This is a genomic window from Amycolatopsis sp. NPDC043887 (genome assembly GCF_056435665.1).
The window spans coordinates 75,691-90,649 of record NZ_JBWKEB010000001.1 but is presented as its reverse complement, the minus strand read 5'-3'; the positions used below and the strand labels follow the sequence as shown (position 1 = coordinate 90,649).

14 protein-coding genes are annotated in these 14,959 nt (G+C 68.4%); 5 read left to right on the top strand and 9 right to left on the bottom strand.

Annotation, left to right across the window (positions count from 1 at the left end):
- Positions 1-32: 32 nt before the first annotated feature.
- On the bottom strand, positions 33-1,760 hold the full coding sequence (locus tag AC069H_RS00470; protein WP_478224227.1) for an ABC transporter ATP-binding protein: 1,728 nt from the start codon (positions 1,758-1,760) through the stop codon (positions 33-35).
- A 97-nt stretch (positions 1,761-1,857) separates the two neighbouring features.
- Entirely contained in the window at positions 1,858-3,483 is a 1,626-nt protein-coding gene (locus AC069H_RS00465) for an ABC transporter ATP-binding protein (protein ID WP_478230910.1), read from the bottom strand.
- 119 nt (positions 3,484-3,602) lie between these two features.
- On the opposite strand from AC069H_RS00465, the gene purL reads away from it, so the two are divergent.
- The gene (gene purL / locus AC069H_RS00460; RefSeq protein ID WP_478231391.1) at positions 3,603-5,885 is read left to right on the top strand and encodes a phosphoribosylformylglycinamidine synthase subunit PurL; all 2,283 of its coding nucleotides are present in this window, start codon (positions 3,603-3,605) and stop codon (positions 5,883-5,885) included.
- A 74-nt stretch (positions 5,886-5,959) separates the two neighbouring features.
- Here purL and AC069H_RS00455 read toward each other — a convergent pair whose 3' ends face one another.
- The 6 genes from AC069H_RS00455 to AC069H_RS00430 form a co-directional block, all read right to left on the bottom strand.
- Complete coding sequence (locus AC069H_RS00455) at positions 5,960-6,811, bottom strand: hypothetical protein (protein WP_478230909.1); 852 nt, start codon at positions 6,809-6,811, stop codon at positions 5,960-5,962.
- The gene (locus AC069H_RS00450; protein ID WP_478230908.1) at positions 6,811-7,917 is read right to left on the bottom strand and encodes a pentapeptide repeat-containing protein; all 1,107 of its coding nucleotides are present in this window, start codon (positions 7,915-7,917) and stop codon (positions 6,811-6,813) included. The genes AC069H_RS00455 and AC069H_RS00450 overlap by 1 nt, the downstream gene beginning before the upstream one ends.
- A 4-nt stretch (positions 7,918-7,921) precedes the next feature.
- The gene (locus AC069H_RS00445) at positions 7,922-8,737 is read right to left on the bottom strand and encodes a Twin-arginine translocation protein TatA (RefSeq protein ID WP_478230907.1); all 816 of its coding nucleotides are present in this window, start codon (positions 8,735-8,737) and stop codon (positions 7,922-7,924) included.
- Between the two features lie 186 nt (positions 8,738-8,923).
- Positions 8,924-9,769, bottom strand: coding sequence for a lysozyme (locus AC069H_RS00440; RefSeq protein ID WP_478224233.1), 846 nt, complete (start codon positions 9,767-9,769; stop codon positions 8,924-8,926).
- Positions 9,770-9,961: 192 nt separating this feature from the next.
- Positions 9,962-10,777, bottom strand: a complete 816-nt coding sequence (locus AC069H_RS00435; RefSeq protein ID WP_478224460.1) for a lysozyme — start codon at positions 10,775-10,777, stop codon at positions 9,962-9,964.
- 103 nt (positions 10,778-10,880) lie between these two features.
- A complete protein-coding gene (locus AC069H_RS00430) occupies positions 10,881-11,507 on the bottom strand; it encodes a type VII secretion system-associated protein (RefSeq protein WP_478224461.1) in 627 nt (208 codons plus the stop codon).
- Between the two features lie 53 nt (positions 11,508-11,560).
- Between AC069H_RS00430 and AC069H_RS00425 the strand changes: the two genes are divergently transcribed.
- Positions 11,561-11,941, top strand: coding sequence for a sterol carrier family protein (locus tag AC069H_RS00425; protein WP_478224234.1), 381 nt, complete (start codon positions 11,561-11,563; stop codon positions 11,939-11,941).
- A gap of 85 nt (positions 11,942-12,026) precedes the next feature.
- Here the strand turns inward: AC069H_RS00425 and AC069H_RS00420 are convergent, their stop codons facing one another.
- On the bottom strand, positions 12,027-12,824 hold the full coding sequence (locus tag AC069H_RS00420) for an SAM-dependent methyltransferase (RefSeq protein WP_478224462.1): 798 nt from the start codon (positions 12,822-12,824) through the stop codon (positions 12,027-12,029).
- A gap of 202 nt (positions 12,825-13,026) precedes the next feature.
- On the opposite strand from AC069H_RS00420, the gene AC069H_RS00415 reads away from it, so the two are divergent.
- The 3 genes from AC069H_RS00415 (at position 13,027) to AC069H_RS00405 (ending at position 14,816) form a co-directional block, all read left to right on the top strand.
- Positions 13,027-13,905: a helix-turn-helix domain-containing protein gene (locus tag AC069H_RS00415; RefSeq protein WP_340686264.1), complete on the top strand. Its 879-nt coding sequence runs from the start codon at positions 13,027-13,029 to the stop codon at positions 13,903-13,905.
- A gap of 286 nt (positions 13,906-14,191) precedes the next feature.
- The gene (locus tag AC069H_RS00410) at positions 14,192-14,431 is read left to right on the top strand and encodes a DUF397 domain-containing protein (RefSeq protein ID WP_340686265.1); all 240 of its coding nucleotides are present in this window, start codon (positions 14,192-14,194) and stop codon (positions 14,429-14,431) included.
- Positions 14,415-14,816, top strand: a complete 402-nt coding sequence (locus AC069H_RS00405) for a hypothetical protein (RefSeq protein ID WP_478224235.1) — start codon at positions 14,415-14,417, stop codon at positions 14,814-14,816. The genes AC069H_RS00410 and AC069H_RS00405 overlap by 17 nt, the downstream gene beginning before the upstream one ends.
- The last annotated feature ends 143 nt before the right edge of the window (positions 14,817-14,959 follow it).

The following is a 14,959-nucleotide window of genomic DNA, read 5'->3' as shown; positions in this document are numbered from 1 at the left end:
ATGCGCTCACCGCATTCAGAGGACGAAATGCGTCAGGAGGCGGCGGCCACCAGAGCGGAGTAGGGGCCACCGGCGGCCAGCAGCTCCGCGTGCGAACCCAGCTCGGTCACCCGGCCGCCCTCGATGACGGCGACCCGGTCCGCCGCGGCCGCGGTGTGCAGCCGGTGCGCGATCGCGATCACCGTGCGCCCTTCGAGCACCGCGCTCAAAGACCGCTCCAGCTCCCGCGCCGAACCCGTGTCCAGCAGCGACGTCGCCTCGTCCAGCACCAGCGTGTGCGGGTCGGCCAGCACCACCCGCGCCAGCGCCAGCTGCTGCGCCATCGCCGCCGGGACGGCGACCGCCCCGGCCCCGACCTTCGTGTCCAGCCCGTCCGGCAGGCTCGCCACCCACTCCGCGGCGCCGACCGAGGCCAGCGCGGCCAGCAGCCGGTCGTCGGTCCAGTCCCCGGCGGGCAGCGTGAGGTTGTCCCGCAGCGTCCCCGCGAAGACGTGCTGCTCCTGCGTCAGCAGCAGGACCTCGCCACGCAGGACGTCGTCCGGCAGCGTCGACACTTCGGCGCCGCCGATCCGCACCGAGCCCGACGTCGGCGCCGACATCCCGGCCAGCAGCCGTCCCAGGGTCGACTTGCCGGCACCGGACGGGCCGACGATCGCCAGCCGTTCACCGGCGGGCACCCGCAGGTCGATCCCGTGCAGCACTTCGCGGTCCGCGTTGTAGCCGAAGCGCACGTCGCGGACCTCGATGTCCTGGCCGCGCGGAGTCTCCGAGGCCGTCGCCGGAGACGGAGCGGGCCGCACGCCCAGCAGCCGCCGCAGCGAAGCCCCGGCGACCTGCATGTCCGCGAGCCAGAACAGCGCCTCGTTCAGCGGGCCGGTCATGACCTGCGAGTACAGGAGCATCGCGGTGATCGTGCCGAGCCCTTCCCAGCCGTTCGAGTAGGCGAGCAGGCCCAGCCCGAGCATCACCGGCACCGGCAGCACGTAGCTGATCTCCAGCGACGGGATCCACCGCATCTGCAGCGCCCGGATCTTGCGCTCGCCCAGCATCGACGCGTCGAGGCCGTCGTGCCCGGTCCGGATCCGGCGGCCGGTCAGGCTCAGCGCCTCCGCCGTCCGCGCGCCCTCCGCCGTCTCATGCGTGGTGGACTGCAGCTCGGACCACTTGTCGAGCATCCGCCGCATCACGTCGGGGATCCGCCGCTGGTACCAGAGGTTCACCGGCACCAGCAGCGGCAGCGCGACCAGCAGGCCCAGCGCCAGGAACGGCGACGTGATCACCATCGCCACCACCGTGAACACCACCGTGACGGCGGCGATCAGGATCTCCGGCGCGCCGAACCGCACCGCGTGGTCGATGCGGCTGACGTCGGTGGTCGCCCGGCTGAGCAGGTCACCGGTGCCCGCGGCCTCGACCGTCCCCAGCGGCAGGTTCAGCGCGTTCCCGACGAACTCCTCGCGGTTGCGCGCCAGGATCCGCTCACCGAACACCCGCGCGCGGAGCCGGGCCAGACCCTTGAACCAGGCCTGTGCGCCCAGCACCACCACGAACGCGACCGCGAGCCAGGTGATCGTGGTGGTCGTCGTACCCTCGACGACCTCGTCCACCAGCGCACCCAGCAGCCTCGGTCCGGCCAGCCCGATCGCGGTCGCGACGCAGAACAGGCCGAGCATCACGGAGAACTCGCGCTTGTTGGCCCGCGCGGTCTCCTTGATCCACCGTCGAACGTCCTTCTTGTCTGCCAGCGGCAGCTTCTTCATGCTGTCATTTCCTTACCCCCCGATGTGGACAGGGCCCGCGGCCCGGCAACGGATTCGCGAGGCCTCCGGCCGACACCGGCGCGGTGCGACTCCGTCTTCAGGCGACCACTTTCGTACTCACGACCGCATCGGCCACATGTGTCCACAGTGGACTCTGGCTGAACACGACGGTGGTCTTGCCGCGCCGCAGCTTCGCGACGCGTTCGGTTATGCGGGCTTCGGTATGCGCGTCGACGGCCGAGGTCGGCTCGTCGAGCAGCAGGACGTCGGCGTCGGTCGCCAGCGCGCGGGCCAGGTTCAGCCGCTGCCGCTGGCCACCGGAGACCTCACGTCCGCGTTCGCCGATCACCTCGTCGACGCCGTTGGGCAGCGCGTCCACGATGTCCTCGGCGTCCGCCGCGTACAGCGCTTCGGTGATCTCGACGTCGCCGGGCTCGGCGGGGGTGACCTGCTCGCGCAGCACGCCGGAGAACCAGATGTCCTGGTTGTGCGCGAACACGACCCGCCGCCGCAGCTCGTCGAGGGAGACCTGGTCCACCGGAACCCCGCCGACGAGGGCAGGTTCACTCGGATCGGTGAACCGCGCCATCCGCGATGCCACCGCTTCGGCGTCGGCCCCGACGTCGATGACGGTCAGCTTCCCGGCCTCGGCCTTGATCCCGGACGTCTCGTCGTACAGGTCCAGCGGGCCTTCGGGCAGCGGCACCGGGTGCTCCGGCTCGGCGAGCGTGCGCTCGGTGGTCAGCAGTTTGCACACCTTCCGCGCCGAAACCAGCGCGGCGCTCAGCACGCCCGCGAACTCGGTCGCCGTCGTCACCGGGATCACCAGGAACACCGAGACGCCGTAGAACGTGATCAGCTCGCCGACGCCGATGGTGCCGTTGATCGCCAGCTGCGCGCCCAGCCAGGTGATGACCACCGTGACCAGGCCCGGCAGCGCGACCTCGGCCGCCGCGAGCCACGCCTCGCTTCGCCCGACCTGGACACCGGCCGCCCGGACCCGCTGGCTGGAGCGGCGGAAGCGGTCGAGGAACTGCTTCTCGCCGCCGACACCGCGAAGGATCCGCAGGCCGGAGACGATGTCCGCGGCGAGCGCGTTGACGTCGGTCTTCTCCTCGCGCTGCTTCGTCTGACGCTTCTCCAGCGGCTTCAGCAGCGGTCCGATGCCGACCACCGCCAGCGGGACACCGATCAGCGCGACCACGCCGAGCAGCGGGGACGTCGACAGCAGCGCCGTCGCGCACACGATGAACGCGATCAGCGAACCGAAGGCCCGCCCGAGCACCTCGAACGAATCACCGATCGGGTTGATGTCGCTGGTGGTGATCGCGACCACGTCACCCGTGGTGGTCGTATCCCGCAGATTCGCGCCCAGCTTCGCCGCGTGTTCGGTGGCGAGGCGCTGCGTCACCCCGGCGCCGTGGATCCAGCAACCGTAGGACGCGAAGTGCTGCACCGTGCCCGCGATCGTCTGCGCGATCCCGAACCCGGCGGCCGCGAGCCCCCACAGCCAGACGGAATCGCCGTCGCCGCGGCCGATCGCGTCGATGCCCCGGCCGATCGCGACCGGCAGCAGCGCGATCGGCAGCGACCACAGCGCACCGCTGATCGCCGAGACGGCGAGCAGTCCCGGGCGCGCGAGCATCATCCTGACCAGGTACCGCCAGGCGGTCGGCTTGGCGGGCAGGCGCAGTCGCGGAAGCGGATATGTGGCGGAAAGCACGATTGCCGACGGTAAGCGGATCACCGTCGCGGGCGCGACCGATTTATCCGTGGGCGACCGCGAGCGGCCCCATGCGCTCGCCTACTCTTAAGGCCGTGGCGAACCCTGATGCGGACACCGTGACCAGCACCGTTGACACCACTCAACGCGCCGAGGCGACCCCCGAACTGACCCAGCCGTACGTCGAGCTCGGCCTCGCCGACGACGAGTACGCCCGGATCCGGGAGATCCTCGGCCGCCGTCCGACCGACGCCGAACTGGCGATGTATTCGGTGATGTGGAGCGAGCACTGCTCGTACAAGTCCTCGAAGAAGCACCTGCGCTACTTCGGCGAGACCGCCACTCCCGAAATGAAGGAGAAGATGCTCGCCGGCATCGGCGAGAACGCGGGCGTCGTCGACATCGGCGAGGGCTGGGCGGTCACCTTCAAGGTCGAGAGCCACAACCACCCGTCCTACGTGGAGCCGTACCAGGGTGCCGCGACCGGCGTCGGCGGCATCGTGCGCGACATCATGGCGATGGGCGCGCGCCCGCTCGCGGTGGCGGACGCGCTGCGCTTCGGCCCGGCGGACGCCCCCGACACCCGGCGCGTGCTGCCCGGCGTGGTCGCCGGCGTCGGCGGTTACGGCAACTGCCTCGGCCTGCCGAACATCGGCGGCGAGCTGGTGTTCGACCCGAGCTACTCCGGTAACCCGCTGGTCAACGCCCTGTGCGTCGGCGCGATGCGCGTCGAGGACCTGCACCTGGCGTTCGCCTCGGGCAAGGGCAACAAGATCATCCTGTTCGGCGCGCGCACCGGCCTCGACGGCATCGGCGGCGTGTCCGTTCTCGCGAGCGACACCTTCTCGGGTGACGAAAGCTCGGGTGGCCGCAAGAAGCTCCCGAGCGTGCAGGTCGGCGACCCCTTCACCGAGAAGGTGCTCATCGAGTGCTGCCTCGAACTGTTCGCCCAGAAGCTCGTCGTCGGCATCCAGGACCTCGGCGGTGCCGGGCTTTCCTGCGCGACGTCGGAGCTGGCCGCCGCCGGTGACGGCGGTATGCACATCTACCTCGATCGGGTTCCGTTGCGCGCCACCGGGATGACCCCGGCGGAGGTGCTCTCCAGCGAGTCGCAGGAGCGGATGTGCGCGGTCGTCTCGCCGGAGAACGTCGAGGCCTTCATGAAGGTCTGCGAGAAGTGGGACGTCATCGCCACCGACATCGGCGAGGTCACCGACGGCGAGCACCTGGTCATCACCTGGAACGACGAGGTCGTCGTCGACGTGCCGGCGCACACCGTGGCGCACCAGGGCCCGGTGTACGACCGCCCGATCCAGCGTCCGTCCACACAGGACGCTCTGCGGGCCGACACCTCGGCGAAGCTGCCGCGTCCGTCCACTTCGGACGAACTGCGGGCCGACATCCTCAAGCTGATCTCGTCGCCGAACCAGGCGTCGAAGGAATGGGTGACCTCCCAGTACGACCGCTACGTGCGCGGCAACACCGTGCTCGCGCAGCCGTCGGACTCGGGTGTCATCCGGATCGACGAGTCCACCGGCCGCGGGGTCGCCGTCTCGACCGACTGCAACAGCAAGTTCGTCTACCTCGACCCGTACGAGGGCGCGAAGCTCGCGCTGGCCGAGGCGTACCGCAACGTCGCCACCAGTGGCGCGAAGCCGGTCGCGGTGTCGGACTGCCTGAACTTCGGCGCGCCGACCGACCCTGGCGTGATGTGGCAGTTCGAGCAGGCCGTGCACGGTCTCGCCGACGGCTGTGTCGAGCTCGGCATCCCGGTCACCGGCGGCAACGTCAGCTTCTTCAACCAGACCGGTGACACGGCCATCCTGCCGACGCCGGTGGTCGGCGTGCTCGGCGTGATCGACGACGTCACCCGCCGCATCCCCACCGGAATCGGCGCCGAGGCCGGGGAAACCCTGCTGCTGCTGGGCGAGACCCACGACGAGCTGGACGGTTCCGCCTGGGCGCGCGAACTGCACGGCCACCTCGGCGGCCGTCCGCCGCGCGTGGATCTGGCGCGCGAGAAGCTGCTCGCCGACATCCTCATCGCCGGTTCCCGCGACGGCATGATCTCCGCCGCGCACGACATCTCCGACGGTGGCCTGATCCAGACGCTCGTCGAGACCGTCCTCATCGGACAGTGCGGTGCCCGCGTCTTCCTCGACGCGGAGCAGGACCCGTTCGTGCAGCTGTTCTCCGAGTCCGCGGGCCGGGTGCTGGTCGCCGTGCCGCGCACCGAGGAACTGCGGTTCACCGAGATGCTGACCGCGCGTGGCCTGCCGTGGCGCAAGACCGGTGTGGTGGACCCGGAGTCGGGCTCGCTCGAACTCCAGGACATCACGGAGTTCACGCTGGACGAGCTCCGGGAGACCTGGGAGAAGACGCTCCCGGCCCTGTTCGACTGAGCTGAAGGGGACTTTCCCCGCATAGAACGCAGCGAAGGGCGCCTTCACCGCATGTGATGCGGGGAAGGCGCCCTTCAGCCTTCTTCGGGAAGAACCGAGCCGGCCGGGAACTTCGCGCCCTCCAGCGAAGGCGGTTCTTCGAAGGTCGCCACACTGAAGTCGACAGGTCTCGCGACGACCGTGTTGTCCAGCGACACCTTCCGTTCGAACCTCGCCCTCGTGAGCTCGAACGCGCCGTGGATGGTTGCGTTCTTGAGGTGGAACTTCCCGGAAAGCTGAGCGTCGGTGAGGTCGAGATAGGACAGCACCTCGCAACGATCCGCGCCGAACCAGCCGATCCGCCTGCCGAGCAGCCCCAGCTTGTCGAGCCGGGCGTCGCTGAGGTTGAGCGAAAGCGTCGGCCCGGTGGTCCCGGCGTGGGGAAGGATGTCGCGGATCAGCCGCTCGGCCGCGCGCCGGACCAGCCGTTCCCGCTCCGCCGCCGCCCGCTTTTCCTTGTCGTCGTCCCATGCGGGGCCAGGATCGAAACTCGGGTGCTCGAACGGCCGCCGCAGGTAGGCGCACAACACGTCGAGCACCGTCTGCCGGTACTCCGGACGCGTCCTGGCCAGCCCGGCGAGGGAATGCATCGCCCCGATCCGGACCTGATCGGCTTCGTTGCCCAGCAGTTCGATCGACTTGGCGAAGCGCTCGTCGGAGATCCGGCTGCGCTCGATCTCGTGCCGGTCCTCTTCGGTGCGCCTTCGCCGGTCGTTGAGCCAGAGTCCGTAGAGCGCGGCGATCGCCCCGCCCGCCAGCGCGCCGGTCTTGAGCGCGTCGCCGCGGCTGGTCGCGCGGTCCATGAGCAGCCAGGCGGTGACCCCGACGAGCACCACGACCGAGGACAGCAACGTCCAGAGCAGCGGCGACCTGAACAGGCGCCTCATCACTCCTTCACCGTGAGCCGGGAGCGGCCGTCCGGCAGGGTCTCGACGGCCCAGCCCGCCGGGAGTTCGTGGTCCCTCGCCGGTTCCACCGACGTGTTGTAGAGCGACACCGTGCCGGGCGGCTCACGGAAGCTCAGATCCCCGAAGCCCTCGAACCGGGCGCGGCGCAGATCGAGCGTCCCCTTGAACCCGGCGTCGGCGAAGACGGCGTCCTTCGCGAAGACACTGTCCTTGAAGGACGTCTCACCCGCGAACACGGTGCCGCGGAACTCGACGTCCTCGGAGAACCGGACCCCGCTGAACCACGCCCGCTGTTCGAACCTGGCTTCACTGCACCGGAAGAAGCCGATGCGCTTCTCCTCTTTCGTGCCCGCGCCCGTCAGGTACACCGGCCCGAGGAACACACAGCCGGACAGGTTGGTGCTGCTGTACAAACCCGCGTAGCGGAGCAACAGCTTGCCGATCTTCCGCTCCGAAAGATCGAAGTACTCCAGTACCGCGCCGGTCAGGTCGAGGTCGTACGCGTGCGTGCCCTCGGAATCCGCGGCCGGGAGCAGTTCCCCGATCAGCCGTTGCGCGGTCTGCCGCACCTGGAGTTCTTGGTCCCCCTCCGCGGAGCCCTCTGCCGGCGCGGTGTTCCCGTCCCGTTTCGCCGTGTCCTGGTACCGCGGATGCTTGAACGGGCGCCGCAGGTACGAGCACAGGATGTCCAGCACGGTCTGCTTGTAGATCTCGCGGCCGCGAGCCAGCCCCGCCAGCGCGTGCAGGGCCCCCACCCGCACCTGGTCGGCCTCGTGGCCGAGCAGTTCGACGGCCTTCGCGAACCGTTCGTCCGAGATCCGGTCCCGGTCCTGGTCGGCCCGCCGCAACTCGAGTTCCTGCCGCTGCCGTTCGACCTCCTGCCGCCGCTCCTCGACCCGGCGCCGCCTGTCGTTGAGCCACAACGCGTACAGCGCGACGATGGCGCCCCCGGCGATGCCGCCGGTCTTCAGCGCCTCGCTGCGGCTGGTCGCCGGATCCGTCAGCAACCAGCCGCCGACCGCGAGCAGCAGTACGAGCGAGACGACGAAGGTCCAGAGCAGGGGGGAGCGGAGAAACCGCTTCATCCGCTCAGAATACGAAGAAGTTGCGGACGCAGAAGGACTTGTCCGGGTTGTCGTCCGAGGAGATCCCCGAGCCGCTCACCTTCTTGCCCTTGACCGTGCCCTCGATGTCACCGGTGATGAACCCGTCGCCGATGCCCGCGGTCGAGGTGACCTCCAGCTGCGACGGCGCCGGGGCCATGATATCGATCGAGTCGCCCATGGTCGCCTTCATGTCCGCGCACACCAGCGCCAGCGCGCCGGCCTTGTCCCCGGCGCTCACCTTGGCCAGGAAGTCCTTCAGGTTCTGGATGCCCTTCGGGTTGCCTTCGGAGCCCGTGCCACCGCTTTCGGTGCTCTTCGGGCTGCTCTTGGGCGAGCTCGACTTCGGGCTGCTCTTCGGCGCGGAGGTCGGCGCCTGCTCGGACGACGACGCGGGCGGCGGCGCGGCGGTGGCACCGTCGCCATCGTCCTTGCTGAGCAGGAAGCCCGGCGCGACGAACCCGGTGACACCGAACGCGATCAGCACGACCAGCCCGATCACGATCCCGATGATCAGACCGGTCTTGCTCTTCGACGGCGGCGCGGGCGGGCCGCCGAAGCCCTGCTGGTAGCCCTGGTTGTTCGGGTCCCAGCCCTGCTGGGGCTGCTGCTGGTACTGCTGGGTCTGGTCCCAGCCCTGCTGCGGCTGCTGCTGGTACTGCTGGGTCTGGTCCCAGCCCTGCTGCTGTCCGTACTGCTGCGGCTGACCGTACTGCTGGGTCTGGTCCCAGCCACCCTGGTGCGGCTGCTGTCCCTGGGGGTCCTGGCCATAGGGCTGGCCTGGCTGGGGTGGGTAGGTCATCGGTCTCGCCTTCCGTACTGGGGCCTGAGGCTTCTGATCAGACGACCGGCGGTCAGCGCTGGTTCCGGATCCGCCCGTGCCAGGGATTTCAGGGCATTCTGCTCGGAAGGTACCGTGCGTTGAAAGCGGCGCGCGAAAGCGGCTCCCGGCCGAGGCCGGGAGCCGCTTGTTCACGGAATGCGCAGCTCAGCCGTTGGCCAGTGCCTGCAAACGGTCATAAGCGCCGTTGAAGGTGTTCTGGTCGAGCGGGCTGGAGGTGTACTGCCACACGGTGTAGTAGCCCCAGCCGTAGGGCAGCGCACCCACGGTGGACGCGTACCGCGCGATCCACAGCGGGACCGTGCCACCGAAGTTCTGCGACGTGCCGACACAGGTGCTCCACCAGCTCGTCGAGGTGTAGATGACGGGCCAGCGGCCGGTGCGTGCCTTGTAGCGGTCGTGGAACGCCCGGATCCACGCCCCCATCGCGGACTGGCTCAGGCCGTAGCAGGTGGCGCCGTACGGGTTGTACTCCATGTCCAGCGCGCCCGGCAGGGTCTTGCCGTCCTTGGACCAGCCGCCGCCGTTGTTGACGAAGAAGTCGGCCTGCGCCGCGCCGCTCGAGACGTTCGGCAGGGCGAAGTGGTACGCGCCGCGGATGAAGCCCTTGTTGTAGGAACCGTTGTACTGCTGGGCGAAGTACGGGTTCTTGTAGCTCGTGCCTTCAGTGGCCTTCGTCCACACGAAACGCTTGCCCTGGTTCCACCAGTAGTTCCAGTCGACGTTGCCCTGATAGCTGGCCACGTCCATCCCCGCGACCGTCGCGAGCACGCCGGCCTCGGGCTGCGGCTGGGCGGCCTTGGCCTTGGAGTCCGGGGTGGAGGTGTCGCCTTCCACCCGCCGGATCTGCGATCCGATCGTGTGGTCGTTCTGCTGGAGATCCTGTTCGATCGACATGATCTCGGGGGACGGGGCGGCCGACGCCTGGACCGTGCTGCTGAGCAGGAGCAGCGCGGAGCCGACGGCGATGGCGATTCTTCGGGAAGTGCGCATTACGACAATCCCTTCACGGATAACCCTCGCTGAGGACGGCGACCTTGCAGGTGGTAGCCGTCCGGGCACGATTGTTGACGACGAGTGCCGGGTTTGTCACTAACTTCCGTGAAATTGGTACTACACGTGGGTGATTTTCATTTCCAAGTAGTCCTGGTTATGTGATCTTGTAACGCCCACTCGGGTGAGTGTTCAGCCGAGCGAAAGCGCGCGCACGCGATCGACCGTGCCGTTGAACCAGTTCTGGTCGCCGGGCAGGCTGCCCTTGTTCGAGAACTGCCAGATGGTGTGGGTCTTCCAGCTCGCGGGCAGCTCGCCGATCTCCGTGTTGTAGCGCGCGATCCACAGCGGGTTCTGCCAGAACACGGCGCTGTTCCCGGTGCAGCGCTTCCACCAGCTCGTCGACGTGTAGATCGCCGGATGCCGCCCGGTCCGCCACAGGTAGGTCTCGGCGAACGACGCCATCCACGCGACCATCTGCGCCGGCGTCTTGCCGTAACAGGTTTCGCCGTACGGGTTGTACTCGACGTCCAGCGCGCCCGGCAGGGTCTTGCCGTCCTTGGACCAGCCGCCGCCGTGGTCGACGAAGTAGTGCGCCTGCGCGGCGCCGTCCGAGATGTCGGGGCGAGCGAAGTGATACGCGCCGCGGATCAGGCCGACGCCGTAGGAACCGTTGTACTGCTGGGCGAACCGGGGATTGACGAAGCCGGTGCCCTCGGTCGCCTTCACATAGACGAACTTCGCGCCGGTCCGGGCGGCGGCGGGCCAGTCGACCTCGCCCTGATGACCACTGACGTCGTGGCCGAGCGTCTGCGCTTCGCCGCCGTACAGCGGCCCCACCGACACGTTGACGCCTTCGTGCAGCGCGATCTGTGAACCGGCGTAGTGCTCCTCGGCCCCGTCGTAACGAGGCCCGCTTTCCCGTGCGACGGCGGGGGTCTGCGCGAGCAGCAAAACCCCCGCCGCGAGGACGGCCCCCCAGCCTTTTGAACACACTCTGCGACTCATCACGTCGTCACGATCCCCCGCGGAAAGGGAATCAGCGACTCGAACATCACTCGAAAGAGTGGCGTTCGGCCTGAATAAATTGGGCCGAGTGGGTTAATCGTCCCTAACGACGCTCGTCCGAAAGGGCTTTGTCGAGGTGCTCCGAGGGGATGATCGCGGTGAGCCGGTCGTGGGGATTGATCGTCACGGGGTGCCCGGCGAGCAGCGGGACCATGTCCCGGCCCAGTACCGCCCTGGCGTGCGGCCATTCGCGCGGCACCAGCGACTTCGCCGTGTACGCGGGAACCAGCACCTTGCCGTCGGTGTTGTGGAAGCCGATCACCGTGCGCTGCACCGGCGAAAGGGCGTAGACGAACAGCGTCGAGTCGAGGATGACCCGCGGCAGGTCGGCGGCCGGACGGTGGTTCGTGCGCACCAGCTGGAGCAGCTGCTCGAGTTCGTTGCGCGGTTCGGGGAAACCGAGCGCCTTGGGCGAGGGACGGTAGCGATCGTTGGGGTGGAAGTCCTCGACGATCTCGCCCCCGCCGTTCACCGGGTACGCGCCGACGACCGCCCAGGACGGCACCGGGCCGTCGGGGTCGAAGGCCTCGTCGATGACATAAAGCCAGCTGTTGGGGTTGGCCCTGGCGTTGGCGCGCATCTCTTCGGTGATCTTCGGCTTGGCCCGTTTCCGCTTGCCCGCCGGGCTGGACGCCAACCGATCCGCCTCGTCCCGCTGCGCCATCGCCATCCCCACGTTCCGGGTGCCTGAAGGTTTGTTCGCGCTCACTCTACTGTTCTCCCATGGCCTCTTCGCGTTCGGTCGACCCCGCTGAGTTACGAGCCGCGATCGCGGCGATTTCCCCCTGGTTGAGCGGATCCGGTCCGGAACCGGCCCGTCCCGAGCTGGCCGCGGCGGTGCGGCTGAGCCTGCGGACGCTGGCCGGGGACGCTCCGGGGAAGAGTGTCGAAGTGCGGGTGCCGCCGTTCGCGGCTGTGCAGTGTGTCGAAGGATTGCGCCATACCCGCGGGACGCCGCCGAACGTCGTCGAAACGGATCCGCGCACGTGGCTGGAACTGGCGGCCGGGCTGCTCGGCTGGGCCGAGGCCGTCGAGTCGGGGCGGGTCACCGCCTCCGGGAGCAGGGCCGACCTGGCCCGCTGGCTGCCGCTGGTCCGCCTCTGAACCTCGGGCCCGCGCGTGCGATGAAAGGCCCCTTCATTGCGAAATCTGCAATGAAGGGGCCTTTCATCGCAGCCAGAAGGCGGTCTCAGGCCTTACGGCCGATGCCACCCGAGATCGTCCGCTGGGCCACGTTCAGCTCCTTGATCCGGGGGCCGTCCGGCCACCAGTCGGCGCACAGCCGGACGCCGGGCTCGACCATCTCGAGGTCGTGGAACAGCTCCTCGATCTCGGCCTTGGTGCGGAAGGTGCCCGAGCCCATCGGGCTGTGGATGAAGAACTCCTCCATCTTGCGGGCGACCTCGGACAGCTCGTCCTCCGGGTCGGAGAAGTGCGAGATCGCCACGTACGAACCCGACGGCAGCGCGTCGATGTACTTCTTCATGATCTTGGCGGGCTCGTCGTGCGGCCCGTTGTAGTGGTGCAGGGTCCCGAGCTGCAGCAACGCGATCGGCTGCGTGAAGTCGATGTGCCGCCGGATGTCCGGGTTCTCGATGATCCGCTCCGCCTCGAAGATGTCGTCCGAGACGAAGTGCGTGTTCTCGTTCTCTTCGAGCAGCGCGCGCCCGTGGGCGAGTACGACCGGGTCGTTGTCGACGTAGACGACCTTGATCTCCGGGTTGATCCGCTGCACGACCTGGTGCGTGTTCTCGGCCGTGGGCAGGCCGGATCCGAGGTCGAGGAACTGGGTGATGCCCGTCTGGCTGGCGAGGAACCGGCACGCGCGGATCAGGAAGCCGCGGTTCTCGGTCGCCAGGTCCTGCGCTTCGGGGGCGGCCTGCTGGACCTTGCGCAGCACCTCCCGGTCGATCTCGTAGTTGTCCTTGCCGAGAAGGAAGGCGTCGTACACCCGGGCGATGCTGGCCCGGGTCGGGTCGACACCCACGGGCACTCGTTCCGTCCGGGTCGGGGCGTCGGGCATCTTGAACCTCACAAAACTGTGTCGGAAGTCTCGGGCTCTACGTAGAGTAGAACCACGTACGCGACCGGTAAACCGAGCCATCCCTGTCGTGTCGAGGCCCAAACGTGTACTTTCAGTAATCGGCTTGTTCCCCTGTGAGTGTCGTCGTGCGAAAGGTCCCCGGTCGATGAACGCGGTCACCCCGCCTGGCGGTGAGCAGTCCCTGGGTCCCACCGCGCGACGGATGATCCTCGGCTCTCAGCTCCGCCGGATGCGTGAGGATGCGGGCATCACACGCCAGGAGGCCGGCTACAGCATCCGGGGATCCGAGTCGAAGATCAGCAGGCTCGAGCTCGGCCGCGTCGGCTTCAAGGAACGCGACGTCGCCGATCTGCTGACCATGTACGGGATGACCGATCCCGGCGAGCGGCAGCAGTTCCTCGACATGGTCAAGGAGTCGAACGAGCCGGGTTGGTGGCGCCGCTACGGCGACCTGATGCCGAGCTGGTTCAACGACCTCGTCGGGCTCGAAGAGGCCGCGGCCCGGATCCAGGTGTGGGAGCCGCTGTATGTCACGGGTCTGCTGCAGACCGAGGACTACGCGCGGGCGATCATGAGCCACGGCCGCAAGGACATGGTCAACGAGCAGGTCGACCGCCGGGTCGCGCTGCGGATGCGGCGGCAGAAGATGCTGTCGCGGCCGGACGCGCCGCGGTTGTGGCTGGTGCTCGACGAGTCGGTGCTCTACCGGCCGATCGGCGACCGCGAGGTGCTGAAGGGCCAGATCGACCACCTGCTGGAGATGATCCAGCAGCCGAACATCTCGGTGCAGGTCCTCCCGTACGACCGGAGCGGCTACTCCGCGGACAGCGCGTTCTCGCTGCTCAGGTTCGCGGAAGAGGAATTGCCGAACATCGCCTACACCGAGTACCTGACCGGCGCGCACTACATCGACAAGCGCGACGAGATCGAGCGGTACAGCCGGGCGCTGGACATGCTCGCGGTCGACGCGGAGACGCCGGACCGCAGCCGCCAGATGCTGATGAAGCGCCGCGCCGAAATCTGAGCCGCTCACCGTTGTGGGGCTGCCTGCCGTATCCGGGAACGGCCGAGGTTTCCTTGCGTGTCCTCGAAAAAGTGGCCACAAGTGGTAGTTGTTCACCCAACAGGGGCTGCGCTCGTAACTCTTTAGTGGGACGGCTGAGGACTTAAGACACCACCCTCCGCGAATTCTGCAAAAACTTCTGCACGTGCATTTACCGCGTGCAGCCACACGTGCTAACTTTGGGATCACAGGCAAATGCACATGCAGATGCATTGCCCGAAGTCTTCTGTCGGGGAAGGTGGGGACCATGGCTGAACAGTTCGACAACGGCATCCCGGCCGATCGTCTGACCGGCGCCCAATGGCGCAAAGCCAGCTACAGCAACGCGATCGGCAACTGTGTCGAGGTGGCGCCGCTCGCTTCCGGCGAGATCGCGATGCGCAACTCGCGCTTTCCGGCCGGGCCGGCCCTGATCTACACCCAGGCCGAGATGGCCGCGTTCCTCGCGGGTGCCAAGGACGGCGAATTCGATGACGTCCTCGGGTGACACCATCACCGCGGAGATCACCGATATCGAAAGCGGCCTGCAGGAACTGATCCACCGCGGGTACCAGTTCGTGCACCCGTGCGACGCGAACGGCGAGGTCCTCGCCGTGGTCGGCGTGCGAGTCCACGACAACGTGGTCGACGTGGTCCGGCTCAACGCCGAGGACGACGTCGTCGCCACCCGCATGCCCGGGACCGAGGAGGACATCCTCGAGCCCGAGGTCTGGCTGTGGCGGTTCGCCGGCGACGCGGCGACGGTGCTGACGGCACTGCTCGCGCTTCCGGACGAGCGGACCCCCGGCTCGCTGTACGTCCCGGAGACCGCGGCCAAGGGCTGCTGGGTTCCCGGCCGTGGCGGCACGTCCAAGTGGCTCGCCGCAAGCTGATCCGTTTCGCTCCCGGTGGTCGTGAGTGGCGATTCGGGTGAGAACCCGAATCGCCACCCCCGACCCCCCCCCAACAAAAGCGCACACCCCCGTCGACGGGGGAGGGCCGGCTGGTTGTGGGTCGTTGGTGGTCGGGCCTTCCA